At 43.0% G+C, this 26,257-nt stretch carries 17 protein-coding genes, 1 other RNA gene and 5 pseudogenes; 8 read left to right on the plus strand and 15 right to left on the minus strand.

Translation table 11 applies throughout. The features are described 5' to 3' along the window. Positions 1 to 647 precede the first annotated feature (647 nt). The 7 genes and pseudogenes from NXX38_RS21805 to NXX38_RS21835 all read right to left on the minus strand — a co-directional run bounded on the left by NXX38_RS21805 (position 648) and on the right by NXX38_RS21835 (position 8,099). Entirely contained in the window at positions 648 to 1,838 is a 1,191-nt protein-coding gene (locus tag NXX38_RS21805; RefSeq protein ID WP_258981112.1) for a clostripain-related cysteine peptidase, read from the minus strand. 90 nt (positions 1,839 to 1,928) lie between these two features. Then, positions 1,929 to 2,329: pseudogene (locus NXX38_RS21810) on the minus strand (hypothetical protein). 77 nt (positions 2,330 to 2,406) lie between these two features. Then, positions 2,407 to 3,030 (minus strand): murein L,D-transpeptidase catalytic domain-containing protein, encoded by a 624-nt coding sequence (locus tag NXX38_RS21815; protein ID WP_148367909.1) that lies wholly within the window; start codon positions 3,028 to 3,030, stop codon positions 2,407 to 2,409. A 134-nt stretch (positions 3,031 to 3,164) separates the two neighbouring features. Then, positions 3,165 to 4,025 (minus strand): RNA polymerase sigma factor RpoD/SigA, encoded by an 861-nt coding sequence (locus NXX38_RS21820; RefSeq protein ID WP_002561589.1) that lies wholly within the window; start codon positions 4,023 to 4,025, stop codon positions 3,165 to 3,167. Between the two features lie 183 nt (positions 4,026 to 4,208). Continuing rightward, the gene (locus tag NXX38_RS21825; RefSeq protein WP_148367908.1) at positions 4,209 to 5,744 is read right to left on the minus strand and encodes a trypsin-like peptidase domain-containing protein; all 1,536 of its coding nucleotides are present in this window, start codon (positions 5,742 to 5,744) and stop codon (positions 4,209 to 4,211) included. Between the two features lie 219 nt (positions 5,745 to 5,963). Then, positions 5,964 to 7,113 (minus strand): annotated as a pseudogene (locus NXX38_RS21830) (dipeptide epimerase). Positions 7,114 to 7,117: 4 nt separating this feature from the next. Beyond that, positions 7,118 to 8,099: pseudogene (locus tag NXX38_RS21835) on the minus strand (NlpC/P60 family protein). 98 nt (positions 8,100 to 8,197) lie between these two features. Between NXX38_RS21835 and rnpB the strand changes: the two are divergent. The 3 genes and pseudogenes from rnpB to NXX38_RS21850 all read left to right on the plus strand — a co-directional run bounded on the left by rnpB (position 8,198) and on the right by NXX38_RS21850 (position 13,354). Next, an RNA gene (rnpB, locus tag NXX38_RS21840) (RNase P RNA component class A) lies at positions 8,198 to 8,584 on the plus strand. A 112-nt stretch (positions 8,585 to 8,696) separates the two neighbouring features. Next, a complete protein-coding gene (locus tag NXX38_RS21845) occupies positions 8,697 to 10,016 on the plus strand; it encodes a YihY/virulence factor BrkB family protein (protein WP_099147404.1) in 1,320 nt (439 codons plus the stop codon). Positions 10,017 to 10,070: 54 nt separating this feature from the next. Continuing rightward, positions 10,071 to 13,354: pseudogene (locus NXX38_RS21850) on the plus strand (S41 family peptidase). A gap of 212 nt (positions 13,355 to 13,566) precedes the next feature. On the opposite strand, the gene NXX38_RS21855 reads toward NXX38_RS21850, so the two are convergent. The 6 genes from NXX38_RS21855 to pstC all read right to left on the minus strand — a co-directional run bounded on the left by NXX38_RS21855 (position 13,567) and on the right by pstC (position 18,823). Beyond that, entirely contained in the window at positions 13,567 to 14,112 is a 546-nt protein-coding gene (locus NXX38_RS21855; protein ID WP_148367913.1) for a nitroreductase family protein, read from the minus strand. Between the two features lie 32 nt (positions 14,113 to 14,144). Then, positions 14,145 to 14,747 carry a riboflavin synthase gene (locus tag NXX38_RS21860; RefSeq protein ID WP_004303876.1) on the minus strand — a complete coding sequence of 201 codons (603 nt, stop codon included), beginning with the start codon at positions 14,745 to 14,747 and terminating at the stop codon, positions 14,145 to 14,147. Between the two features lie 402 nt (positions 14,748 to 15,149). Then, complete coding sequence (gene phoU / locus NXX38_RS21865; protein WP_004296659.1) at positions 15,150 to 15,839, minus strand: phosphate signaling complex protein PhoU; 690 nt, start codon at positions 15,837 to 15,839, stop codon at positions 15,150 to 15,152. Positions 15,840 to 15,982: 143 nt separating this feature from the next. Then, positions 15,983 to 16,741, minus strand: coding sequence for a phosphate ABC transporter ATP-binding protein PstB (pstB, locus tag NXX38_RS21870; protein ID WP_099147582.1), 759 nt, complete (start codon positions 16,739 to 16,741; stop codon positions 15,983 to 15,985). A gap of 8 nt (positions 16,742 to 16,749) precedes the next feature. After that, a complete protein-coding gene (gene pstA / locus NXX38_RS21875; RefSeq protein WP_148367901.1) occupies positions 16,750 to 17,625 on the minus strand; it encodes a phosphate ABC transporter permease PstA in 876 nt (291 codons plus the stop codon). A gap of 1 nt (position 17,626) precedes the next feature. After that, positions 17,627 to 18,823, minus strand: coding sequence for a phosphate ABC transporter permease subunit PstC (pstC, locus tag NXX38_RS21880; protein ID WP_234133887.1), 1,197 nt, complete (start codon positions 18,821 to 18,823; stop codon positions 17,627 to 17,629). A 177-nt stretch (positions 18,824 to 19,000) separates the two neighbouring features. Here pstC and NXX38_RS21885 point away from each other — a divergent pair. The 4 genes and pseudogenes from NXX38_RS21885 to NXX38_RS21900 all read left to right on the plus strand — a co-directional run bounded on the left by NXX38_RS21885 (position 19,001) and on the right by NXX38_RS21900 (position 23,830). Further along, positions 19,001 to 19,814: pseudogene (locus tag NXX38_RS21885) on the plus strand (PstS family phosphate ABC transporter substrate-binding protein). Between the two features lie 48 nt (positions 19,815 to 19,862). Next, positions 19,863 to 21,602, plus strand: coding sequence for a glutamine--tRNA ligase/YqeY domain fusion protein (locus tag NXX38_RS21890; protein WP_074638588.1), 1,740 nt, complete (start codon positions 19,863 to 19,865; stop codon positions 21,600 to 21,602). A gap of 101 nt (positions 21,603 to 21,703) precedes the next feature. Next, positions 21,704 to 23,155, plus strand: coding sequence for a lipopolysaccharide assembly protein LapB (locus tag NXX38_RS21895; RefSeq protein WP_148367898.1), 1,452 nt, complete (start codon positions 21,704 to 21,706; stop codon positions 23,153 to 23,155). Positions 23,156 to 23,185: 30 nt separating this feature from the next. Further along, complete coding sequence (locus NXX38_RS21900; protein WP_074558997.1) at positions 23,186 to 23,830, plus strand: DedA family protein; 645 nt, start codon at positions 23,186 to 23,188, stop codon at positions 23,828 to 23,830. A gap of 111 nt (positions 23,831 to 23,941) precedes the next feature. Here the strand turns inward: NXX38_RS21900 and NXX38_RS21905 are convergent, their stop codons facing one another. Together NXX38_RS21905 and tpx are read right to left on the minus strand one after the other, a co-directional pair. Beyond that, entirely contained in the window at positions 23,942 to 24,826 is an 885-nt protein-coding gene (locus NXX38_RS21905; RefSeq protein WP_074558996.1) for a DUF3078 domain-containing protein, read from the minus strand. Positions 24,827 to 25,007: 181 nt separating this feature from the next. After that, positions 25,008 to 25,508, minus strand: coding sequence for a thiol peroxidase (gene tpx, locus NXX38_RS21910; RefSeq protein ID WP_074559007.1), 501 nt, complete (start codon positions 25,506 to 25,508; stop codon positions 25,008 to 25,010). Between the two features lie 137 nt (positions 25,509 to 25,645). Between tpx and NXX38_RS21915 the strand changes: the two genes are divergently transcribed. After that, positions 25,646 to 26,209 carry an HdeD family acid-resistance protein gene (locus NXX38_RS21915; RefSeq protein ID WP_004296649.1) on the plus strand — a complete coding sequence of 188 codons (564 nt, stop codon included), beginning with the start codon at positions 25,646 to 25,648 and terminating at the stop codon, positions 26,207 to 26,209. Positions 26,210 to 26,257: the final 48 nt, after the last annotated feature.

Below are 26,257 nucleotides of genomic sequence, written 5' to 3' on the forward strand. Positions count from 1 at the left end.
TACTAGAGTGGAACGATTTGTTCACTGGAGTGAAACGATACAGATGGCAGCAGGAAGAAACGGTTATGATTAAGGAAAAACATGAAGATACAAGGTGAATGATACACAGAAAAGCAGTAAACAATAGGAAGTTGATTAATAAACGGCATAAGGAAAGGAATAATCATAAATCCGGAGAGAGTCCGGAAAAAGCCACAGCCATCATGCATGAGAAATGAGCTAAACAGATAAAAGCAGCATGAGAATAAGAGGAGAAATGATTGGAAACCTATGAGAAATGCATCATTTTTAAGGAGAAATGAGGGAAATACTATGAGAAATACCACTTTATCTTTTATTTCTCATAGTATTATATTATTGATTTACAAGCCGTTATCATATCACCTATGAGAACATGAGAAATGAAAATGAAAAAACGCTTGCAGAAGGCTGGATTTCTCTTTGATATAAATACAGGAAACTATCCACACCTATGTTTTTCGAGAAAATGATAAATCGGATCAGTTCATATCATGGATTTATTTCGTACCTTTGCCACTCGATTTATATAAAAAGAAAAAATGAAAGCCAACCACGAACTTGCTTGCCTTTCTGCGGTATCAAAGGGGTTAAATTTAGTGCCCATAGTATCTGATTTATTATTTTAATCACCAGCCTGTCTCATCCCATCCGGCAGCGGAGTACCACTGTATCGACTGACGATAAAAAGGATTTATCTCCTCTTCATACGACTGGCGAAATATATAGGTAGAAAGTCCTGCATAACCATTCATCGAGAAACTACCGCCATAACTGGAGTAATTATTAGGAGTAGTCTTCCAATAGACCACAGCAGCTTCATAAGCAGATTTCCAAGCCTCATATTCGCTAGTCTCACTACCTAAAGAACGCATTAATCCATCAAAATCATAATAATACTTACTGGATCTACAATCATAGCAGAGTATGTCCGATGTGGCTATCGCTTGTCCGCCCTTAATATATTTCGGAATAATCTCACTACTACTTTTAGCCAGTTGTTCCAACATAGAAGTGTTCACAACAGAAACAGAGACTCCTGCCGTCCAGGGATCACCTAAGCCCCAATTATATGGCAATTTGCCGGTATAAAGATTTTCATCCGCATAAAATTCAAAATATGCCTTTGCTATGTCCGTAGCCGATGCGTTATTGGCAAACATAGCCGGAACTACTTTCTGATATGGAGCACCCGGTGCGGGTATCTCTGTCGGAGAGCCTATTATGTAATCCGCATGTTCCTTCAATTCATAGACTACTTCAACAGATTGCATAAAGCATGCATCGAAAAGAAGAAAACTCAAATGAGGTGCATTACGCAACACCTCTTTTAACTCGGAAATATCCATGTAATTTGAACCACCATCCTGTCCCCACCAACGGGTTTTATTTTGCGATTTTGCCAACCATCCTTCTCCATGAGACCACAAAACCAACCCATAACTCTGTGCCGGATATTCAGAAAATGCCGTGTTGACAACCTCCTTCATCTTAGAGACATCTACAGAGTTTCGTCCTTCATACGTAGCGATTACCTCCTGTACGACATTCTTCTTTTTATCTTTCTTTAATCGAATTAATTTAGGACTTGATCCGGTATCAATGTATACGAGTAGGTTATAAGAGTTATCATCTACAGACTGCATCCCCTCTGTCATTTCCGCCAAATCCTCTGTGGCAAAGCTGCGAAGAGAATTGTCACCTGCTATATAAACAAGAACTGTACGCAACTGGACTCCTCTTTCATCATCGTCATTATGACAAGCGATTACCAACATAGCCAAACACACAAACAAGGAAAATATTTTTATCTTTTTCATTAGATTTCAAGTTTATTACGAGGCAAAGATAAAAAAATAAGAGATGCAAAACTGCATCTCTTATTATATTAACAATTCAACTATTGCTTATTACTCTTCCGGTTTCGTAAAATGGAATTTATCGGAATCAATCCGCGACACCGTCATTCTATTATTCTTCTTGTATTTATTCAGAATCTTCGTTGCTTCTTTCTCTAATTTCTTCTTGTTTTCCGAGAAGTAAATCATACATGTACTATTCTGCTGCAACTGATTATCCTCCAGATAATTCTTCAACTGATAACTATATAACTCACGGTGAGACAAGAAACCTTCCTTGCTGACCTTCGCACTATCTAATATCTGAATGTCCGTGAAATAGACTACTGTATCCGTAAATGAAGCAGAAATTCCAAAAGCATAAACTGGTTTAGAGTGGTCTTTTTCAAGGAAAAAGCGGAGCACATGGTAAACACAAGTGCAATTGCAAATAGTATTTTTACGTATTTCATATCATATAATTTTTAACCTTGCAAAGGTAACAAAAAAGAGGAGATTACCTCTATTTATCTCAAATAAATAGCATTTCTTAGTCATAGACCCATAACAGGACTGGTTTCTTTTCCGCTTTGAGCAACCCGTCAACTTTCCTCATCACTTCATCAGATATTACAGGACACCCCTGACTGATTCCTAACGGAAGATGCAAAGGATATACCTCTGTTTCCGGCAATGGAGTATAAGAATGCAACACGATATACCGCTTGAAGGCATTATTATTCGTCGCTTCCAATCCATGTAATTTATAATGAATATTGATTCCCCACTTGCTATACGACCGGATACCCACCTTGTATTTCCCCAACGAAGAGCAATAGCTACCTTCCACATTGCTGAATACAGGCTTGGACACAGTGCTATTTTTCCCATATCCATGAGCACAGAGACTAGCATATTTCACGGAATCTCCCTTGAAGTCCCATACAAAGAAACGCCTCTTACCAGAATGAATACTGAAATCTACCAGAAAGCAATAATTCGTATTATATCCGTTCTTATCACAATAAGCCTTTCCCGCCTGTGCTTTCTCCCGCAAACGCTGCTCTACTTTAGCAGGCACCGAATCAGAAGAGGATGCCGCACATTTTGCATATGCCACCATCCCAGCTCCCAAAGCAATAAGAACCAATGATATTAAAACTGACCTTTTCATTAAACTCGCATAGTATAAGATTGAATTATAGAATGGGGCTTATGTAAAAAGTCGCATAAGTACATTCTTCTATATGAAAAGTGCGACTTATGCGACTCAAATTCTTTTTTCTTTCAGAAACTGATATTCCTTACTTATCCCAAGTAAGATTTGAGCAATTTACTACGATTACTTTGTCTAAGTCTTCTAATTGCTTTTTCTTTAATCTGACGAACGCGCTCACGTGTGAGGCCAAATTTATCGCCGATTTCTTCCAATGTCATTTCTTGCTGTCCGATACCGAAAAACATCTGAATGATTTCTTTTTCTCTATCGGTTAACGTAGAAAGAGCTCTATCAATTTCCCTCGCAAGAGACTCATTAACCAGAGAGCGGTCCGCCATTGGCGAATCATCGTTAACCAACACATCCAACAGGCTGTTGTCCTCCCCTTCCACAAAAGGCGCATCCACCGAAATATGACGGCCGGATACCTTCAGCGTATCAGAGATTTTATCAACCGGAATTTCCAGTTCGTCTGCCAACTCCTCGGGAGACGGGCGCCGCTCGTTTTCCTGTTCAAACTTCGAGAAGGCTTTGCTGATCTTATTCAGCGAACCTACCTGATTCAACGGGAGACGAACAATACGCGACTGCTCTGCCAATGCTTGCAGAATAGACTGGCGAATCCACCATACAGCGTAGCTAATGAACTTAAATCCACGTGTTTCATCAAATTTCTCGGCAGCCTTAATCAGTCCTAAATTGCCTTCATTAATCAAGTCAGGCAAACTCAAACCTTGGTTTTGGTACTGTTTAGCCACAGATACGACGAAACGAAGATTGGCACGTGTCAATTTTTCCAATGCTACACGGTCACCCTTACGAATGCGTTGAGCGAGTTCCACTTCTTCCTCGACAGTAATCAGGTCTTCACGGCCGATTTCCTGCAAATACTTATCAAGAGAAGCGCTCTCTCTGTTAGTGATACTTTTGGTAATCTTTAGTTGTCTCATTCTTTAAAAACAGATTTGGAGTGCAAAGTTACGACAAATAATTTGTTAACATACAAAATTAAGTAACTTTTACACTATATTTTTCATCTAATAAAACAAAAAGAGATGCCGACAAGTTGATTGGCGGCATCCTTTTTCTATTTCATTAGCTTATCCTGTGATCTTCTTACCTTATTTTATATATTACTCTTGAGTCAGATCGACAGCGAAATATCCGCGTTTACCAGATGGGAACACACCAGTCAGGAACAATACCTGGTTCGGAGACTTAACAGCAGCTTTCATCACTTCTTCCAGATCGCTGACTTTGCGCATCGGCTGGTCATTAGCTTTCAGGATAATGAAGCCTTTACGAACTCCCGCATCCGACATCTTACCGGAGGAAACTCCTGTCACTTGCAGACCATAGCCCAGATTCAATTGCTTCTTCAAGTCATCCGGCAACTCTTTGAAAGCAGCTCCCAGGATTTCCATACCTGCATCCTTCACAATCTTGGTAGTACCTTGCTCGTTCTTCAACGTTACTTCAACGGTCTTTTCCTTCTTATCGCGCATCAGTTTCACTTTCACCTTATCACCCGGACGATGTTTAGCAAGTGCTTCCTGCAAGTCAGCCATATTAGAGACTTTCTTATTATCCACACCGATAATTACGTCATCGACTTTGATATCAGCTCCTGCAGCAGAACCATTCTCTACGATTTCAGACACCCAGACTCCTTCTACAACACCCAGTTCTTTAGCTTTATCTGCCAGTGTCTTACCGGATTTGTCAATCGGTTGACGGTCGTCCATCAAACTGCTACCGATAGAGCCACCACGAATACCGAGCAATGCACGTTGTACTGTTCCGTATTGTTTCAGGTCGGCAATTACTTTCGTCATAATGCTGGTCGGGATAGCAAAACCGTATCCTGCATAAGCACCTGTCGGAGAAGAAAGCACTGAATTGATACCAACCAATTCACCTTTGGCATTTACCAGTGCACCACCACTGTTACCCTGGTTAATGGCAGCATCCGTCTGGATGAATGATTCTATACCACCATTATATACTCCCAGAGAACGGGCTTTTGCACTTACGATACCGGCAGTTACAGTAGAGTTCAAATTGAACGGGTTACCTACTGCCAATACCCACTCTCCTACTTTCAACGCTTCGGAGTCTCCCACCGGAATAGTCGGAAAATCATCACCCTCAATTTTCACCAGCGCAAGGTCGGTACTAGGGTCAGTACCAATCACGCGTCCTTTAAATTCACGGTTATCATTCAGTTTCACACTGATTTCATCCGCACCTTCAATCACGTGATTGTTCGTTACGATATATCCATCCTTCGAGATGATTACTCCCGAACCAAAACCTACACGAGGTTGAGACTGTACCTGACGTTGCTGTCCGCGTCCATCACCAAAAAAGAAATCGAAAATGTCCGGCGCTTGCTGAACAGTTCTTGTTTTAGCTTCTTGAGTAGACCTTATATGTACGACAGCATGAAGCGAATTCTCAGCAGCCTGGGTCAAATCAACAGGTTGGGCGTTCACAGCATCAAAAGCAGCCAATTTTACATTGGGATTCTGCTTGAACATCTCATTGAAAGACGTCTCTTTGGCAGCTTCGTTAGATTGCAACAGTTTGTAAGTTGTCAATCCTGCAACTCCTGAGCTAAGAAGAACGATTGCTCCTACTCCCAGAATGTTCTTTGTTGTTTGTTTCATGATTTATAATTCTTTAAAATGTTAATATTCGACATTGTTTTAACTTTTACGACGTTAAAATAATAACAAATATCGTTCACTTATTCTACTTGTCACTCTTTTTTGTCCACTTTTAACAGAGAATATTTGGAGCTTAACAGCGGTTAACGACAACACCTGACAAATTTACATTCGTTGTATGTCAGATGGCTTTAACACTCTGACATTCATTCAGTAAAGTCAGATTTTCATGACACCGATTCCGGGTAAGTCATTCAGGGTGATCTTTCCTTTCACCACTTCCACCCCTTTAAAACGATCATTAGAGATAAGCAGGTTGCCATCCAGATCGGCAAAATCAACTAATGGCGAAAACTGTGAAGCTGCAGAAATAGCACAGGAAGTCTCTGTCATACAGCCCACCATCACACGCATGCCGAGTGCATGAGCCAATGTCACCATCTTCCATGCTTCACGCATACCGGTACACTTCATCAGCTTTATATTGATTCCCGTGAAAGCACCTTTCAAAGCGGCTACATCTCCCAAACGCTGCAAGGATTCATCCGCAAATATCGGTAGCGGGCTCTGTTGCGTTATCCAGGCAATATCCTCTAGCTTCTCCTTAGGCATGGGCTGTTCTATCATCACAACGCCTTTTTCTTTCAACCAATGAATCATATCGAGCGCATATTGGCGGTCTGTCCATCCTTGATTGGCATCTATTGCTATCGGAAGGTCTGTTACCGAACGAATGGTTTCAATCATCTCCTTATCATTATCCCGTCCCAGTTTCACCTTTAATATATTAAACTGATCGGCACACTCTTTTGTTTTCGCCCGTACCACATCCGGCGTATCGATACCTATCGTAAAGGTAGTGGAAGGTGTCTTTTCTTTGTTCAATCCCCATATCTTATACCAGGGGCGCCCAACAGTTTCCCTACCAGATCATGAAGGGCGATATCTACCGCAGCTTTCGCTGCCGTATCCTTTGGTGAGAGGCTGTCAACGTATGACAAAATGTCATCCAGCTGAAAAGGATCACTAAACTGTTCCAGATTCACTTTCCCCAGGAAATTCATCACAGACTCTACTGTTTCTCCCAAATAAGGAGGCATAGAGGCTTCTCCGTACCCCGTCACGCCTTCATATTCTATTTCTACCTGCACATCGGGAGTTGTTGTACGCGAATAAGTGGCAACTGTAAACACGTGCCTCAACTTCAGTTCATAAGGAAAAAAAGTCATTTTCATCTTCCCTCCCAAACCGAGCTTATTTATATGAATGGTAGAAAGCGACGATTCTCCGGCTAATGCCTGACGGACTACTAACCCCGAACCAAAAGCAGCCAAAGCTGCCGTTTTCAAAAATCTCTCCTGTTCTGCATTCTTTTATTTATAAAAGGGGTTCTTATTTGTGGTATTCATTCCTTTCTCCTTATTTATATAAGGTAAGAAACGGACAGCAAAAAGTAAACGCTTCGTGTTAAATTCATCATAGTTTTGATCCGCAGGATTCATGCTGCTGACGTGCACATCTCCCAACGCGTGGATAAACTGCTTGTTTCCGAGGTAAATGCCGACGTGAGAAATACTTTCTTTACGTTCCGCAGTCGCTTTCCGGCCGAAAAACACCAGATCCCCCCGTTTGACATTAGAGAAGTCAGGGGCAATATCAATATGTTCGCCCACATAGGCCTGCTGAGAGGCATCTCTAGGGATAATAATGTCATGCATAAAAAGTACGGTTCGTACCAGTCCGCTACAATCCACTCCCTTGGAAGAGGTTCCTGCCCAAAGATAAGGAATTCCTATCATTGAGTAAGCGGTTTCAATGATGCTTTCAACATCTTGTTTCAGTGAAGCACGCCATTTTGTTTCCGGTTGGGAAATGGATTTCGAAAGATATGCTTTCCGACCGTCGGGATAAGATACTTGATAGAAATGTCTTTTGTTCCCCTCCCACTTCAAACGATTGCCCGCAACAACATCGGATACGGGTTGGGAACTCTCATCCGGCTTTTCATACGCAAATCCGTAGTGCGAGGTAACCACTATCTTTTCCGCCCGGTTCCATTCATCATACCGTTCTTTCGACATGGGGGTAATCACCATCCGGTGCACCCATCCGGTATAATCATCCGGTGTTTGTATCTCGTACCAACCGTTATACTGAAGTACCTTGACCGGCATTCCCAACAATGCCTGCGTACTCATACCGGAAGTAAATTTGCCTTCCTCGCGCAAATTGCAAACTGAAATATGTACTACCCCATAAGCCGAATCGGCAGGCATGGGGCGTATTTCCTGTGCTTTCAGGCTAGCTGCCGTCATCGCCAGAAAACAATAGGAAAAGGAGGATATTCTTCTTCATTAAAATCCATTTTAATGATAGCAAAGTTAGAAATTATTTCTATTTGTGACACTTTCTTTGGCTAAAACAAAATAAATGACGTATTTTTGCAGTCTAAAGCAGTTGGCCGGTCTGTCGCGTGCATGTTTCGTGCAGGAGGAAAGTCCGGGCAACATAGAGCATCCTACTTCCTAACAGAAAGCTGTCCGCGAGGGTAGAGTAACGTAGAAGAAAATAACCGCCGCTCCTTTCGGGGAGAGGTAAGGGTGAGAAGGTGGGGTAAGAGCCCACCAGTCGCATGGCGACATGCGGGCTGTACGTCTTAGGAGTTGTAAGGTCATGTAAACCGGCGTTATGAGAGTTGCTCGCTCCATGTCGGAGGGTAGACCGCTAAAGTGTCGTGGTGACACGCCACTCAGATAAATGACAGGCACCTGATATAATTAAAGATTAATAATCGGAAATTATATGGGGTACAGAACTCGGCTTATAGGCTGACTGCTTTTTCTTTTAATTATCCATTTAATTACAAATGACTAATGGATGAGGATCGACTGTTCGAGCAAGGCTGTTGTAATCAGTAATTAGTTGCTTGCAATTAGTAATCAGCGAAGAACCATGAAGAAGAAAATCACCGATATATGGAAGTTTCTTACGTATGACATCTGGCGCATTACGGAAGACGAAGTGACCCGGACCAAGTTCTCACTCTACAATATTATAAAGACCGTCTATCTTTGCATCAACCGGTTTACCAAAGACCAAATGGCCAATAAGGCTTCTGCACTGACATATAGCACATTGCTTGCCATTGTACCGATACTTGCCATTCTGTTTGCCGTAGCACGCGGTTTCGGATTTGACAACCTGATGGAACATCAGTTCCGCAACGGCTTCGGAGGGAATATAGAAACAACGGAGGCCATTCTCTCATTTGTCAATTCCTATCTTTCACAGACTAAAGGAGGTATTTTCATTGGAGTCGGTTTGGTGATGTTGTTATGGACGGTTATCAATCTGGTCAGTAATATTGAAATCACCTTCAACCGTATCTGGGAAGTGAAAAAAGCACGATCCATGTATCGCAAGATTACGGACTATTTCTCCATGTTCCTGCTGATGCCGATTCTGATCGTGGTATCCGGAGGACTTTCCCTGTTTATGAGCACCATTCTCAAACAGATGGATGATTTCGTTCTGCTCGCTCCTGTCATGAAATTCATGATACGGCTTATTCCTTTCGTCCTGACATGGCTGATGTTCACCGGACTGTATATCTTTATGCCGAATACGAAAGTGAAATTCAAGCATGCACTCATTGCAGGTATTCTGGCAGGGTCCGCTTATCAGGCTTTTCAGTTTCTGTACATCAACAGCCAGTTGTGGGTGTCAAAGTACAATGCCATTTATGGTAGTTTTGCCGCACTCCCCCTATTTCTGCTTTGGTTGCAGATATCCTGGACAATCTGTTTGTTTGGAGCCGAACTGACGTATGCCGGACAAAATATCCGCAGCTTCAGCTTTGACCAGGACACCCGTAACATCAGCAGACGATACCGGGATTTTATATCCATCCTGATTATGTCACTCATAGCCAAACGATTCGAAAAGAACAAACCGCCCTATACGGCTGCAGAAATATCGGAAGAACACCAGATTCCTATCCGGCTGACAAACCAAGTACTTTATCAGTTACAGGAAATAGAATTGATTCACGAGGTGGTTACCGACGAAAAAAGTGAAGAAATCGGTTACCAGCCTTCAATGGATATCAATCAATTGAATGTGGCTGTCCTGCTAGACCGTTTGGACACATACGGCTCCGAGAATTTCAAAATTGACAAAGACGAAGAATTCAACGACGAATGGAAGGTGCTGACCGAATCCAGAGAAGAATACTATAAAAAAGCAAGTAAAGTATTACTGAAGGATTTGTAGGAAGGACAAACCTTAAATCGCGAAAATAAACTTAACACAATTAGATTAGAAAAAATGAAAAAGCTACTGCTAAGTGCATTTGTCATCTGTCTAGCAGGGACAAGCATTGCACAAGAATCTCCTTTATGGATGCGCCACTGCGCTCTTTCGCCAGACGGAACCACCATTGCATTCACCTACAAAGGAGACATCTACACGGTACCGTCAACCGGCGGACGTGCCACACAAATCACTACCAATCCGGCTTTTGATACGGAACCGGTGTGGAGTCCCGACAGCAAACAGATTGCCTTTGCATCGGACCGAATGGGAAGTCTCGACGTTTTCGTCGTATCCAGTGAAGGAGGAACGCCCCAGCGACTGACCACTCATTCGGGCAGTGAGAAACCCGTTGCCTACAAAGATAGCAAACACATTTTATTCACAGCCAACATTGCTCCCTCTGCCGAAGATGCCGGATTTCCTTCCGGTCAGTTCCAGCAAGTATACGAAGTGCCCGTGACGGGAGGACGCCCCACTATGTTCTCATCCATGCCAATGGAATGCATCTCTATCAATAAGGAGGGAGTGATGCTCTATCAAGACAAGAAAGGATACGAAGACTATTGGCGTAAACATCAGGTATCCCCTATTGCCCGCGACATCTGGACATACACTCCCGGAAAAGCCCCTATTTATCAAAAACAAACAACTTTCGGAGGTGAAGACCGCGAACCGGTATGGAGTCCTGATGGTCAATCATTCTATTATCTAAGTGAAGAGAAAGGTTCCTTCAATATATTCCAACGTACTCCCGGAGCCACTACTTCCCGACAAATCACTTTCCATACCAAACATCCCGTACGCTTTCTAAGCATTTCAACTACAGGCACGCTTTGTTATGGTTATGACGGTGAGATTTATACACTTGTTCCGGGCAAACAACCCCAAAAGGTGAACATTAGTATTCTGGCAGACAAGAATGACAAAGATATTATCCGCCAAATCAAATCCAACGGAGCTACCGATATCGCTGTGTCTCCCAAAGGAAAAGAAGTTGCATTCATTATGCGCGGTGATGTTTACGTAACCTCCATTGACTACAAAACAACCAAACAAATCACCAACACACCCGATCAGGAACGTAACATCAGTTTCGCACCCGACGGACGCACACTCGTCTATTCTTCAGAACGCGATGGATTGTGGCAGCTTTACACTTCCACCATCGTACGCAAAGAGGAGAAACAATTCACCTATGCCACAGAATTGAAAGAAGAACGTTTGACAAACTCCAAAGTGGCTTCTTTCCAACCACAATTCAGTCCTGACGGTAAAGAGGTTGCTTTCCTCGAAAACCGTACCGCTATCCGTGTCATCAATCTGAAAAGCAAGGCTGTACGCACAGTGATGGATGCCAAATATCAATATTCTTATGCCGACGGTGACCAATGGTTCCAATGGAGCCCTGACAGCAAATGGATTCTATCAGACTTCATCGGCATAGGAGGCTGGAACAATAAAGACGTCGTTTTGCTGAAAGCCGACGGAAAAGGCGAAATGGTCAATCTTACCGAAAGCGGATACAGCGACAGCAACGCCAAATGGGTGTTGGGTGGAAAAGCGATGATATGGAACAGTGACCGTGCCGGATACCGTAGCCATGGTAGCTGGGGAAGTGAAGACGACACCTATATTATGTTTTTCGACGTCGATGCCTACAACCGCTTCCTGATGAGCAAAGAAGACATAGCCTTACTTGAAGAAGCGGAAAAGGCAGAGAAAGCAGAAAAAGAAAAAGCCAAGAAAGAAAAGGCAGAGAAGAAAGAAGATACTAAAGACAGTAAGAAGAAAACTGCCCAGAATGAGAATGCGAAAAAGACAGTACAGAGGTAAAACCTCTTACATTCGATTTGGAAAATCGTTTTGACCGTATCGTTCGTCTAACTGTAAATTCTTCCCGCCTGGGTGACGCTGTCATGAGTCCGAAGGGTGATATTCTTTATTACCTGGCAGCTTTTGAAGGAGACTACGACCTTTGGGAGCATAAACTGAAAGAAAACACAACTAAAATATTATTAAAAGGAGTTGGCGGCGGCTCACTCATACCGGATAAAGAAGGAAAGAATATCTTTATGTGCACAGGCGGCCGATTGAAGAAAATAGAGATTGCCGGTAGCAAAATTACACCGATAGAATTTGAAGCATTCTTCGATTACCGCCCTTATGATGAACGTGCATACATCTTCGACCACGTTTGCCAGCAAGTAAATGACAAATTCTATATTGCCGACCTGCATGGAGTAGACTGGAAAGGATATAAAAAAGCATACGAACGCTTCTTGCCCCACATCAGTAACAATTATGACTTCACAGAAATGTTGAGTGAATTGCTCGGCGAACTGAACGGCTCCCATACCGGAGCCCGGTTTGCAGCAGGAGGCAGCGCAATGCCTACCGCTACTCTGGGAGTCTTTTATGATGAGTCATACAACGGTGCCGGTTTAAAGATCAAGGAAATCATGAAGCAAAGTCCTTTCACCCAGAAAAAAACAGAAGTGAAGGCAGGTTGCATCATTGAAAAAGTAGACGGCACAACGATTGAAGCCGGTGCTGATTACTTCCCGTTATTTGAAGGCAAAGTCGGACGCAAAGTAGTACTTACCGTATACGATCCTTCCACTAAAAAACGTTTTGAAGAAACAGTAAAAGCAATCAGCTATGGAACTCAAAGCGAGCTGCTTTACAAACGTTGGGTAGAGCGTTGCGCCAAGAAAGTTGAAGAGCTTTCCGGCGGACGCATTGCTTATGTACATATTAAAGGTATGGACAGCCCCAGCTTCCGCAAGATCTATTCCGAATTGCTCGGTCGTTATCGTAATAAAGAAGCCGTAGTGGTAGATACCCGCCATAATGGTGGTGGATGGCTGCACGATGATGTGGTCACCTTACTTAGCGGAAAGGAATATCAACGTTTCGTGCCACGCGGACAATATATCGGCAGCGATCCATTCAACAAATGGCTGAAAGCCTCATGCATGCTAACTTGTGAAGACAATTACAGCAATGCACATGGCACTCCTTACGTATATAAGACTCTAGGCATTGGTAAACTGATAGGCGCCCCGGTGGCAGGAACGATGACAGCCGTGTGGTGGGAGCGCCAGATAGATCCGTCTATTGTATTCGGTATCCCACAGGTAGGTTGCATGGATATGCAAGGCAACTATCTCGAAAATCAGACCTTGCAACCTGATATTCTAGTCTATAACGAACCGACAGCCAGCCTGAAAGGAGAAGACGCGCAACTGAAAGCAGCAGTAGACTACCTATTAAAAGATTTGTCAAAAAAGAAATAAATACTGCATTATTGATGCCGCCGGAAAAGCGGCATCAATAATAAGTTAATTATCAACACCTTAGAAAATCCATTATTGGTTTTAAAGAAACAGGTCGTTCCTTTAAAAGGAAAGCATCGTTGGTTTTAAAGGAAGGGAACGTTCCTTTTAAACCAACGATGCTTTCTGTTATATGCTTATCCTAAAAGCCTAAGAATATAATTATTTTTCAATCAATAACGATTGTATGAAATCACCTTTTCTTTCGGCTTCCTCGTCTTCTTACGTTTTTCCTTTGCCGGATAGCCAATGACAATATCCAGCAATAAACGTTTCGAAGCAGGAATACCGGCAAGTTGTTTCATCTCTTTTTCATCGAACCAACCCAGAATACAAGAGCCCAATCCTTCGGCTTCAGCAGCCAGAGAAATATGAGCAGCCGCTATTCCAATGTCGATCAACGGGAAATGCTTGCCTTTAACCTTTCCACCAAGCAGGGAAGTGATATTAGCAGATTCTTCTACAACCAGAATATGCACGGGAGCATCTTTGGCAAACTTATTCATTCCCAAGCCAGCAGCAGCTTTCCCGGCTTTTTGAGCCAGTTCCTTGTCTGTGATGACCACAAACCTCCAAGGTTGTGCGTTGCAGGCCGAAGGCGCCAAACGTGCAGCTTCAAGCACCCGTTCCAACTTTTCCGGCTCCACCGGACGTTCCTTATCATACGAACGGTCACTTTGACGAGCCTGCACCAATTGAAGAAAATCAGTATATGCCATTTCCAATCCTCCGGTCACTTATTTATATTTCCTTATTTATATTGAATCATCCGGCTGATATACTTGCCGATAATATCAAATTCGATATTTACCACACTGCCAATCTCAAATGTATGGAAGTTCGTATGCTCGTAAGTATAAGGAATGATAGCCACCTGGAAAGTATCATCCGTCGGATTACATACCGTCAGGCTAACGCCGTTCACAGTCACCGAACCCTTATCCACAGTGATATATCCGCGTTTCGCCATCTCCTTGTCAAACGCATACCGGAATGTAAAATACCAACTGCCTTCCGCATCCTTAATATCAATACAAGTGGCAGTCTGGTCCACATGCCCCTGAACGATATGTCCATCCAGCCGACCGTTCATCATCATGCTACGTTCAACGTTCACCTTATCCCCCACTTTCAACAAACCGAGGTTAGAACGCTCCAACGTTTCTTTCATGGCAGTCACCGTATACGTATCATCCGTCAGAGTCACCACCGTCAGGCATACACCATTGTGAGAAATACTCTGGTCAATTTTCAACTCATTCACAAACGAACACTTAAATGTAAAGTGTATATTCTCCTGGTCTTTCACCAGTGCTACCAAAGTAGCATATTCTTCTACGATTCCAGAAAACATAATTTTATTTACTATTTTACGATTTACTATTTACTATTTTGATTTACTATTTTACGATTGAAAATACTCTTTTAATGCAAGGGTCAAAGATACGAATTAGAAAGGAGCTTAAAAAATAAGAGCAAAAAAAATAGGGCTTTTCACAAAGCCCCATTTTTCAGTTTTCAATAGGTATTAGTTTTTTTTTAAGGTAAAAAGATTGTTTTCAGGATAACGGTGCAAATATAGGCGGTTTTACCGATACTATCCAAATTATAAAACATGTCATATAACATCTTTTTGAAAATTCTTTGGATTTATTATCATTTGAAGCAAAAACTCCTGTAACTTGTCCGTTACAGGAGACAAATATAAGATAATTTTTTAAGGAGCCCTAATTTCTGTTTAAAAATCGGCAGAAAATTACTTTTCCGGGTAATTTTCATCCGTTTTTCCACGATGTTTTAACACTTTGGCATCAATGAAGAAAACAATCTCCTCGGCAATGTTGGTAATATGATCTCCCGAGCGTTCCAGTTTACGGAACACACTGACTAAATCTACGCAAGTATGTACAGCTTCCGGATGTTCGATAATATAGTCTGAAAGAATCCCTGTTGCATCCGCATTGATTTCATCCAGCAAATTATCCTTGGCAAACACTCCTGCCGCCAAATCATTACTCTCTTCATTCAAGGCACGTTTCGCCAGTTCCAGCATCGACAACACCTCTGCCTGCATTTCTGCCAGGCGAAGACGAGACAACAGTTCCGCATCTAATACCGGTTCTTTGCAACGAAGTACAAAACGGGCGATCCCTTCCGCAAAGTCACCTAAACGTTCCAAGTTCGTATTGATTTTCAACATAGCCAACACAAAACGAAGATCAATCGCCACCGGATTATACAATGCGATAATATCTTCCACATCACTATCTATCTTCAATTCGAAAGCATTCACTCTGCGTTCGCGAACCATCACCTGTTGAGCCAACTCCTTGTCAAGGGTCAACACAGCCTCTCCGGCACGGTCAAGCTGATTGTACACCAAGGTCCACATTTCATCAATTTCCTTCTTCAATAGGATGAGTTCCGATTCTATAAACTTTACCATAGTCTATTATATATAAATGATTAATATTCTGCTAATTAGATTTCAGAGATAAATTTTAAGCACGGATTACACGGATGACGCTGTTGCTTTAAACAAGCATATTTCTAAAAACCGTGAAATCCGTGTAATCCGTGCCTAATTCATTACCCGAAACGTCCCGTTATGTAATTCTGGGTAGCCTCCTTCTCCGGATTGGTGAATATCTTTTTCGTCTGATCGAATTCCACCATTTCTCCCATATAGAAAAACGCCGTCTTATCACTGACACGGGCTGCCTGCTGCATATTATGCGTAACGATTACAATCGTATAATCCTTCTTCAGTTCATGAATCAACTCCTCCACTTTCGCCGTAGAAATAGGATCGAGCGCAGAGGCAGGTTCATCCATCAGCAATACCGAAGGAGAGACAGCCATCGCACGGGCAATACAAAGACGCTGCTGCTGTCCGCCGGACAGTGCATAAGCCGATTCCTTCAACTTATCTTTCACCTCCTCCCAAAGAGCCGCTCCTTTCAACGTTTCCTCTACACGCTGGCGGATGAAAGCATTATCTTTTATTCCGTTCACACGAAGTCCGTAAGCCACATTCTCGAATATGCTTTTCGGGAAAGGATTGGGACGTTGGAACACCATTCCCACATTCTTGCGGAGTTCGTCCACTTCCACGCCTTTCGCATAGATATTATGTCCGTCGATACAGATTTCTCCCTCCAGACGGGTAGCAGGAATCAAATCATTCATCCGGTTGAAAAGCCGGAGGAAAGTAGACTTACCGCAACCGGACGGTCCGATAAAAGCAACAACCGATTTTTCCTCAATCTGCATGCTGATGCCCTTCAATGCATGAAAGTCCCCATACCAGAAGTTCACATCACGCGTATCAATTTTCACTGTATCCATATACTAATTTAGTTCGTTTTTACTCTTTTCTCAAAATACTTTCTCAAGGCATTAGCCAGCAGATTCACCAACAGGATCATCATAATCAATACCAATGCCGTGCCATAAGCCAGCGGCAGTTGTGCCTCCATATCCGTTCCACTGGTGGAAATCACATACAAATGGTAAGGCAAGGCCATACACTGATCCAGAATGCCGGTAGGCAGTTGCGGCAGGAAGTATGCGGCACAAGTAAACAGAATCGGCGCCGTCTCTCCCGAAACACGTCCCAATGCGAGAATCAACCCTGTTATAATGTTCGGCATACCCATCGGCAGAATGACGCGTCCTATCGTCTGCAACTTCGTCGCTCCCAATGCCCGGCTACCTTCACGCATACTGTCAGGAATGGCTTTCAAGGCTTCCTCCGTTGTCCGGATAACCAAAGGTACGCAAAGCAAACCTAATGTCAAAGAGCCTGCCAGAATACTATCACCGAACCCCATATAATTGACAAACAGCGCCATACCGAACAATCCGAATACGATGGAAGGAATACCGCTCAAGTTATTGGTCATCACCCGGATAAAGCGTACCAACCTGCCTTTCGGCGCATACTCATTCATATAAATACCACTCATCACCCCTATCGGAAATGCAAACAGCGCACTTCCCACCATCAGATAGAAGGTACCTACAATAGCCGGCCAGATACCGCCACCCGTCATTCCGTCCGTAGGAGCCGAAGTGATGAAATCCCAACTGATAGTACCGATTCCCTTATAGATGATAAATCCCAGAATCGCAAACAATATCAATACAATGCAAAGACTCAACAACCGGAAAATTCCGAAAGCAAATTTCTGCGAACGGTGTTTAGCTTTATTATTACTCCGTATTTCCATCTTATTTACTACGTTTTAATCCTTTAGAAGAAATATATTCCACACTAAAGTTGATAATCAATGTAATGAAGAACAGTACGACACCCAACAGGAACAATGCCTGATAGTGCGGACCACCTGCAGGAGCCTCTCCCAGTTCGGCGGCAATCGTAGCCGGAATGGTACGCAAAGGCTCAAGAATAGTTGTCGGAATCACGGCCGCATTACCCGTCACCATCAATACCGCCATCGTCTCCCCGATAGCACGTCCGATGCCAAGTACCACACCGGATGTAATACCCGAAATAGAATAAGGAATCACTACCTTATATATAGTCTGCCATTGAGAAGCCCCCAATGCCAGGCTCGCTTCCCGCATTGCACGCGGACAGTTGCGCATCGCATCCTCCGTCACCGTTATGATGGTAGGCAATGCCATAATAGCCAGTACGATACTCCCTGCCAGGCCGCTCTCTCCTACCGGAAGATTAAACAACTTCTGAATCAACGGAACAATGACAATCAACCCGAAAAAGCCATAGACCACCGAAGGAATACCGCTCAACAGTTCGATAATCGGTTTCAGCCAGTTCCGCACTTTCGGGTTTGCCACTTCAGACATATAGATAGAAACCGAAAGCCCGAACGGCAAAGCAAAAAGAATGGCGAACAAACTCACCCACAACGTACCGGTAATCAACGGCAGAAAGCCGAATTGAGCTGCCGGAGTGGCCGTAGGAAACCATTCGGCACCCGCAAATACATCTTTCACGGAAATGGTGTTATCTTCTATGAAATGCACCGCGTCCGGATGAACAATAAACTTCTGCGGAACAAAAGCTACGATACCCGGTGTTTTCTCTACCAGTTCCGTAATCTTGTCGCCTGCATATTCATAAGCAGGTCCCAGCTCCTCTTCCGTATAATACTGCGTTATATCCTCCAAACGAAAAACCCGGATAGGGAGATCTTCCCCACCGAGCTCCTTCCAGTTTGTAATCTCCTCATCAAAAACATTTTTTATCTGTGCAGGGCTCAACACACTAACTTTGTTGCTCTTATTCAGCGCCAACACATATCCCTCTTCAATCACCTTGCTCTTGAACAGCCCGAAAGCTTCCGTGAAAAGGAAGAGTACAATCAGCAGAATAGTAATACTTGTCACGAAACCGCTACAAGTCAACATTCCTTCCACAATCCTTTCAAATACCTTTTTCATACCTACTATGATTTCTGATGCAAAGAAAGCGTCTCTTTATTAAGGAGGTGTGACTAATGTTTGAAGGAAATGTTTCAATCGTATTACATTTGTGTTACAAGCAATATTTCCATTCCGGATGAAATGGAAATGTAATATCCGATTGCTTAATTTGCAAAGTCAATAAAAAGAAGAAATATGAAAGTGAGAAGAAACTTATTAATCGCCCTTTCCTTACTCTCGCTCGGTGCCAACGCGCAACGTATAAAAGGTAGCGACACGGTACTACCTGTCGCACAACAGACAGCAGAGCGGTTTATGAACCAGCATCCGGATGCCCGTGTCACAGTAACCGGTGGCGGAACCGGTGTGGGTATCTCCGCCTTAATGGAGCATACAACGGACATTGCGATGGCCTCCCGCCCGATCAAGTTCAGCGAGAAGATGAAAATTAAAGCGGCAGGAGAAGAAGTAAACGAAGTGATTGTTGCCTACGACGCCCTCGCCGTGGTGGTGCATCCCTCCAATCCGGTGAAACAGCTGACCCGCCAACAACTGGAGGATATTTTCCGGGGGAAGATAACCAACTGGAAACAGGTAGGGCGGAGACAACCGAAAAATAGTGGTCTACTCGCGTGAAACATCGTCCGGTACTTACGAATTTTTCAAAGAGAGCGTATTGAAAAATAAAAACTACATGGCAAGCAGCCTTTCCATGCCGGCAACGGGCGCCATTATCCAGTCTGTCAGCCAGACCCAAGGAGCCATCGGATATGTCGGACTTGCCTACGTATCTCCCCGTGTCAAAACGCTTTCCGTATCTTATGACGGAAGCCACTACGCCACCCCTACGGTAGAGAATGCCACCAACAAGACCTACCCTATCGTCCGCCCGCTTTACTACTATTATAATGTAAAAAATAAGGAACAAGTTAGTCCCCTGATTCAGTTTATTCTTTCATCCGACGGACAGGAGATTATAAAAAAGAGCGGTTATATTCCGGTTAAATAAAAAAAATGTCCTACTTTTGTAGCCTAAATACAGATAACATTAACCGTTATGACAGATATTAAAAACGAAGAAGCAGGCGAAAAGAAAAGCTTGAACTTTATTGAACAGGCAGTAGAGAAAGACTTGAAAGAAGGTAAAAATGGTGGAAAAGTGCAGACGCGTTTCCCGCCCGAGCCCAACGGCTACCTTCACATCGGCCATGCCAAAGCTATTTGCCTTGATTTCGGCATCGCAGAAAAACACGGCGGTGTATGTAACCTTCGTTTCGACGACACAAACCCTACCAAGGAAGATGTGGAATATGTAGAAGCTATCAAAGAAGATATCCAATGGTTAGGCTACCAGTGGGGAAATGAATATTATGCTTCTGACTACTTCCAGCAATTATGGGATTTCGCGATCCGCCTGATACAGGAGGGAAAAGCATATATCGACGAACAAAGTTCCGAACTGATCGCACAGCAGAAAGGCACGCCTACCCAACCGGGTGTGGAAAGCCCTTACCGGAACCGTCCTATCGAAGAGAGCCTCGAACTTTTTAAGAAAATGAATAGCGGCGAGATCGAAGAAGGCGCCATGGTGCTCCGTGCCAAGATTGACATGGCTAATCCGAATATGCACTTCCGCGATCCGATTATTTACCGTGTAGTGAAACACCCGCACCACCGTACGGGTACTACCTGGAAAGCTTATCCGATGTATGACTTCGCCCACGGACAGAGTGACTTCTTCGAAGGAGTGACTCATTCTCTGTGTACACTTGAATTTGTGGTACACCGTCCGCTTTACGACCTCTTCATCGATTGGTTGAAAGAAGGAAAAGACCTGAACGACAACCGTCCCCGTCAGACTGAATTCAACAAACTGAATCTAAGCTACACCCTGATGAGCAAACGTAACCTGCTCACACTGGTGAAAGAAGGATTGGTAAACGGATGGGACGACCCCCGTATGCCGACTATCTGCGGTTTCCGCCGTCGCGGTTATTCACCGGAGTCCATTCATAAGTTTATCGATAAAATCGGTTATACCACTTACGATGCCCTGAACGACATCGCCCTGTTGGAAAGCTCTGTCCGGGATGATTTGAACAGCCGTGCTACCCGTATATCTGCCGTTATCAACCCGGTAAAACTGATTATCACCAACTATCCGGAAGGACAGGTTGAGGAACTGGAAGCAATCAACAATCCGGAAGATCCGGAAGCAGGAAGTCACCTGATCGAGTTCAGCCGCGAGTTGTGGATGGAACGCGAAGACTTCATGGAAGATGCTCCCAAGAAATATTTCCGCATGACACCGGGACAGGAAGTACGTCTCAAAAATGCTTATATCGTGAAATGTACCGGTTGCAAGAAAGACGAAAACGGTGTAATCACAGAAGTATATTGCGAATATGACGCAAATACCCGCAGTGGTATGCCGGATGCTAACCGCAAGGTGAAAGGTACGCTCCACTGGGTAAGCTGTAACCACTGCCTGCAAGCAGAAGTACGTTTGTACGACCGCCTGTGGAAAGTGGAAAATCCACGCGACGAACTGGCTGCCATCCGCGAAGCAAAAAATTGTGAAGCACTGGAAGCCATGAAGGAAATCATTAATCCGGACTCATTGAAAATTCTGCCCAACTGCTACATAGAGAAGTTCGCAGCTACCCTGCCTCCACTCTCCTACCTGCAGTTCCAACGGATCGGTTACTTTAATATCGATAAAGAATCAACCCCGGAAAAACTAATCTTCAACCGCACAGTAGGGTTGAAAGACACATGGGGGAAGATTAATAAATAACTAAGCTTTCAAGCTTAACTTTACAATGGGGCTGTGTCAAAAGGATCATCATCAAAACTTTTGCAACAGCCCCATCTTAGCAATTAAAAATCTAAAATAAAATGGGTAGGAAAAATTCACCATCAGCAAAAAAGGAACTAGTCACACTAATCACAAACTACGAAGAAGCAAAAGCAGAAAACCGACAACTTTATCTGGATGCTGACCAATTGGCTGACATCGCTGACTGGTATGCCTCCGAACGAAAATTCAAAGAAGCACAAGAAGCAATCACTTACGGGCTTAAAATACATCCGGGAAATACAGATTTGCTTATAGAACAAGCCTATCTTTACCTGGACACCCAAAAGCTACAAAAAGCAAAGAAAGTGGCAGATTCAATTACCGAAGAATTTGACTCCGAAGTGAAACTGCTGAAAGCCGAACTATTGCTGAATGGAGGAAAACTGGAAGAAGCCCAATGGCTGTTAAGCACAATAGCGGATGCCGACGAACTGGAAACAATCATTGATGTTGTCTTTCTCTATCTGGACATGGGATATCCGGAAGCAGCCAAAGAATGGCTCGACAAAGGGAAATCCCGCTATGCCGAAGATGAAGAATATATGGCTCTCACAGCCGATTATCTGGCATCGACCCATCAGGTAGAACCGGCCATCACCTATTACAACAAACTCATTGACAAATCCCCGTTCAACCCGTCCTACTGGATGGGGCTGGTGAAATGTTACTTTGTTCAGGAACAAATAGACAAAGCCATCGAAGCCTGTGATTTTGCATTGGCAGCCGACGATCAGTACGGAGAAGCTTACGCCTACAAGGCACATTGTTTCTTCTATCTGAACAATTCGGATGAAGCCATCGAGAATTACCAAAAGGCGATTGAGTTCAAATCCATTCCCCCCGAACTGGGTTATATGTTTATGGGAATATCCTATGGCAATAAAGAAGAATGGCAGAAAGCCGATGACTATTACGACAAAGTAATCGCACGTTTTGAAGAAAACGGAGACAAACAGTCTATTTTATTGATAGACACTTATACCAGCAAAGCTTTCGCCCTGTCACATCTGGCAAGGTATGAAGAAGCGCATGAGTTATGCGAAAAAGCCAAAGAGATAAACCCGAATGAGGGATTGATTTATCTGACAGAGGGGAAACTATACCTCGCAGAGGAACTGGAAGACGAAGCTGCCATCTCTTTCGAAAAAGCGATAGAGACGAACCCTAACATAGAAATGTGGTATATGATTGCCTCTGCTTATTCGGAAAGTGACTATCTGTTCGAAGCGAAAGAATACTTTGAGAAAGCATACCAGATGAATCCGAAATACGAAGATGTGACGGAGAAATTGAGTGTTCTTTGCCTTATGCACGGCGAAATCGACAACTTCTTTAAATATAATAAGGAATGCGAGCATCCATTGGAAGAAGACATGATTCTGGATCTGTTGAACAGTCCCGAACATAGAGAAGAAGACGAAAGAACTCTCAAAGAAGTATGGGAACGCATGAAAAAAGAGAATAAGAAAAAACCGAAAGGAAAAAAATAAATCAATTTATAAATTCTATCCTCAAAAAACATGGAATCAGTAGCAGAACTTCTTAAATGGGTATTAGAAAACTTGAACTATTGGGTAGTCACCATTTTTATGGCTATCGAAAGCTCTTTTATTCCCTTCCCCTCGGAAGCCATAGTGCCACCTGCCGCATGGAAAGCAATGGCTGACGACAGTATGAATATCTTTCTCGTCATCCTATTTGCAACCATAGGAGCCGATATCGGTGCATTAGTAAATTATTACCTCGCCCGTTGGCTGGGTCGCCCTATCATTTATAAATTTGCTAACAGTCGTTTAGGGCACATGTGCCTTATTGATGAAGAAAAAATACATCATGCGGAAGAATATTTCAGAAAGCACGGTGCAGCTTCCACTTTCTTTGGCCGCCTCATTCCGGCTGTACGCCAACTTATCAGTATTCCCGCAGGATTAGCCGGCATGAAAATAGGTTCTTTCCTGCTTTATACAACTCTCGGCGCTGCTATATGGAACAGTATATTAGCTTTGCTCGGATACCTGATTTACCGTTTTACAGACCTCAAAACGACTAATGATGTCTATGTAATGGCAACCGAATACAGTCACGAAATTGGCTATGTCATTATAGCAGTGGTGGTAATGGTAATCGGTTTTCTGGCTTATAAAGGGCTGAAAAAGAAAAAATAAGTATTAAGTATTAAGTATTAGGTATTAACCGTAGCTGGTATTTTGCTCTAATTGTTGTTTACACAATTAATCAAACAGCCATGGTAATACTTAATACCTAATACTTGGTACTTAGAAATTAAACTGGACTCCTACTCCCAATATCTCTTTAAATTGCACACGAGCACCTTTTGTACCATCCTTTTGCACGATTTTCACATCATCGTCATACATCAGGTTAGTAGTAAGTGTGGTTGAGAACCATTTATTGATAATCATATTTATTTGTACTTCCCAGTTCACATCTATGTTCAGCGGCTTATGCAGATAATCGGAATATAGATCCAAACGTGAATATACTGTCATATTCTTTAAGAATTCATATTTAGCTTCTCCTTTCAAGTTAGCACCGAAGCTGGATAATAGATGTTTGCCCGGATCAACTCCATAAGCTCCTTCGTCAGAGAGACGGTCATTGAGTACAAATGTTCCGCGCCACGCAGCCGGAGACAATACAACGGTAAATATCTTACCCGGATCATACGTAAAGCCCAAACCGGTAGTCAAATAGGCAGGAGCCATAAATTCGGAGATAGCAATGTCTTTATTAACAGAGTAATCATATCCCGGAGAAAACTGTGTCTGGAAAGTGGCGAATGCACTGGCATACCAGTTTTTGGCAATAGAATAGCCATAATTCGTATTCAAATAGATTTTATCATTCGCTTTCCGGGTTCCGTCATCACCAGTCTTATTTAATCCATAAGCCAGTTCAATACGGTTATTCCACAGATGTTTTCCTTTCTTATAGTTAATCTGATAAGTGCCCTGCAAGTCAAAGGCAACAGAGTTATCACCTCCGGCAGCCCAATTAGTGAGGCTCACTTGCGTTAGTTTCAGTCCGGCAAATCCTTCTTTTGTCCAGGGAGAAGTTTGTGTACTATCGGCAGTTTGGGCCGATAAAGTTCCAGCGCCCATACATAACAGGGCGATGAATAGAGTTTTCATTTTGTTCATGATAGTTGAGGTTTAGTGTAGAAAAAACACAACCTAACAAGAACGGAGCTATGGCAGTTTACCAAGCCTTTTACCAGTTCCCATTAGGTCAAAAAGTTTAAATAAGTATTAGGTGTTAAGTATTAAGTATTAGTCGTAGCCGCTGATTTGCCGCGGTTAATACTTAATACTTAATACTTTATTATTGTATCGCAGCTAAGGCTTTGTCATAATCAGGCTCCTGAGTGATTTCAGGAACAAGTTCCGTATATGCAATCTTGCCATCTTTGCCAATCACAACTACGGCACGAGCCAAAAGTCCTGCTAACGGCCCATCTGCCATACGCACTCCGTAACTTTCGTCGAAATCAGAGAAACGGAAATCAGACAATGGAATTACATTTTCAATACCTTCTGTCGTACAGAAACGGCCGTGTGCAAAAGGAAGATCCTTAGAAATAGCCAATACTACCGTATCTTTCAGTCCGGCAGCCATCTTATTAAACTTACGTACAGAAGTTGCACATACACTGGTATCCAGACTAGGGAAAATATTTAAAATCACATTTTTACCATTTAAATCTTTCAGAGAGAAAGAAGATAAATCTGTTTTTACCAGCTCGAAGTCAGGAGCTACCTTACCTACTTGTATAAATTCACCGATCAGTTTCACCGGTTGTCCTTTGAAATTTGTTGTTGCCATAATGCATGTATATTTAAAATTTACTTTATATAGGAAACAACTATTCCCCCAAATATGTTCACGGAAAACCTTTTCTAAATTCAATTTGTTATTCACCAACGAAATCACTTTAGTGTTCAATTTAAAATATAAAATGTATGGAAACTGTATTCAATGAGATTCAACATTCAGTAAAAAATTGGTGGACTTCTCTTCTTTTGGGAATCGTGTATATCATTGTAGCCCTTTGGCTCATGTTCTCACCCGTAAGCACCTATGTAGCTCTAAGCATCATTTTCAGTGTATCGATGCTGATAAGCGGTATTCTGGAAATCATCTTCGCTCTTAGCAACCGGAAAGGCGTCCCGAGCTGGGGATGGTATATCGTAGGAGGACTGATCGACCTCGTTCTGGGTATTTACCTGATTGCCTATCCGATGGTCAGTATGGAAGTTATTCCTTTCATTATCGCCTTCTGGCTTATGTTCCGCGGCTTCTCCTCCACCGGCTATTCCATCGACCTGAAACGTTACGGAACCCGCGACTGGGGCTGGTACATGGCTTTCGGTATTCTTGCCATCCTGTGCTCTCTTTTAATATTATGGCAACCCGCCATAGGAGCGCTCTACGCAGTGTATATGATTTCTTTTGCTTTCCTCATCATCGGACTTTTCCGTGTCATGCTTTCATTTGAACTAAAGAATCTACATAAAAGAAAATAAAAAGCTTTCGGCACTTACTTTGGGATTTTGTTTATCTTTGTAGGCAAT

This window comes from Bacteroides sp. BFG-637 (assembly GCF_024793605.1).
Classification (GTDB): domain Bacteria; phylum Bacteroidota; class Bacteroidia; order Bacteroidales; family Bacteroidaceae; genus Bacteroides; species Bacteroides vicugnae.

Bases quoted from the DNA above. Each gene is read 5' to 3' on its own strand.
- NXX38_RS21805 (WP_258981112.1), bottom strand. From the start codon at position 1,838: ATGAAAAAGATAAAAATATTTTCCTTGTTTGTGTGTTTGGCTATGTTG.
- NXX38_RS21815 (WP_148367909.1), bottom strand. From the start codon at position 3,030: ATGAAAAGGTCAGTTTTAATATCATTGGTTCTTATTGCTTTGGGAGCT.
- NXX38_RS21820 (WP_002561589.1), bottom strand. From the start codon at position 4,025: ATGAGACAACTAAAGATTACCAAAAGTATCACTAACAGAGAGAGCGCT.
- NXX38_RS21825 (WP_148367908.1), bottom strand. From the start codon at position 5,744: ATGAAACAAACAACAAAGAACATTCTGGGAGTAGGAGCAATCGTTCTT.
- NXX38_RS21845 (WP_099147404.1), top strand. From the start codon at position 8,697: ATGAAGAAGAAAATCACCGATATATGGAAGTTTCTTACGTATGACATC.
- NXX38_RS21855 (WP_148367913.1), bottom strand. From the start codon at position 14,112: ATGGCATATACTGATTTTCTTCAATTGGTGCAGGCTCGTCAAAGTGAC.
- NXX38_RS21860 (WP_004303876.1), bottom strand. From the start codon at position 14,747: ATGTTTTCTGGAATCGTAGAAGAATATGCTACTTTGGTAGCACTGGTG.
- phoU (WP_004296659.1), bottom strand. From the start codon at position 15,839: ATGGTAAAGTTTATAGAATCGGAACTCATCCTATTGAAGAAGGAAATT.
- pstB (WP_099147582.1), bottom strand. From the start codon at position 16,741: ATGGATACAGTGAAAATTGATACGCGTGATGTGAACTTCTGGTATGGG.
- pstA (WP_148367901.1), bottom strand. From the start codon at position 17,625: ATGGAAATACGGAGTAATAATAAAGCTAAACACCGTTCGCAGAAATTT.
- pstC (WP_234133887.1), bottom strand. From the start codon at position 18,823: ATGAAAAAGGTATTTGAAAGGATTGTGGAAGGAATGTTGACTTGTAGC.
- NXX38_RS21890 (WP_074638588.1), top strand. From the start codon at position 19,863: ATGACAGATATTAAAAACGAAGAAGCAGGCGAAAAGAAAAGCTTGAAC.
- NXX38_RS21895 (WP_148367898.1), top strand. From the start codon at position 21,704: ATGGGTAGGAAAAATTCACCATCAGCAAAAAAGGAACTAGTCACACTA.
- NXX38_RS21900 (WP_074558997.1), top strand. From the start codon at position 23,186: ATGGAATCAGTAGCAGAACTTCTTAAATGGGTATTAGAAAACTTGAAC.
- NXX38_RS21905 (WP_074558996.1), bottom strand. From the start codon at position 24,826: ATGAACAAAATGAAAACTCTATTCATCGCCCTGTTATGTATGGGCGCT.
- tpx (WP_074559007.1), bottom strand. From the start codon at position 25,508: ATGGCAACAACAAATTTCAAAGGACAACCGGTGAAACTGATCGGTGAA.
- NXX38_RS21915 (WP_004296649.1), top strand. From the start codon at position 25,646: ATGGAAACTGTATTCAATGAGATTCAACATTCAGTAAAAAATTGGTGG.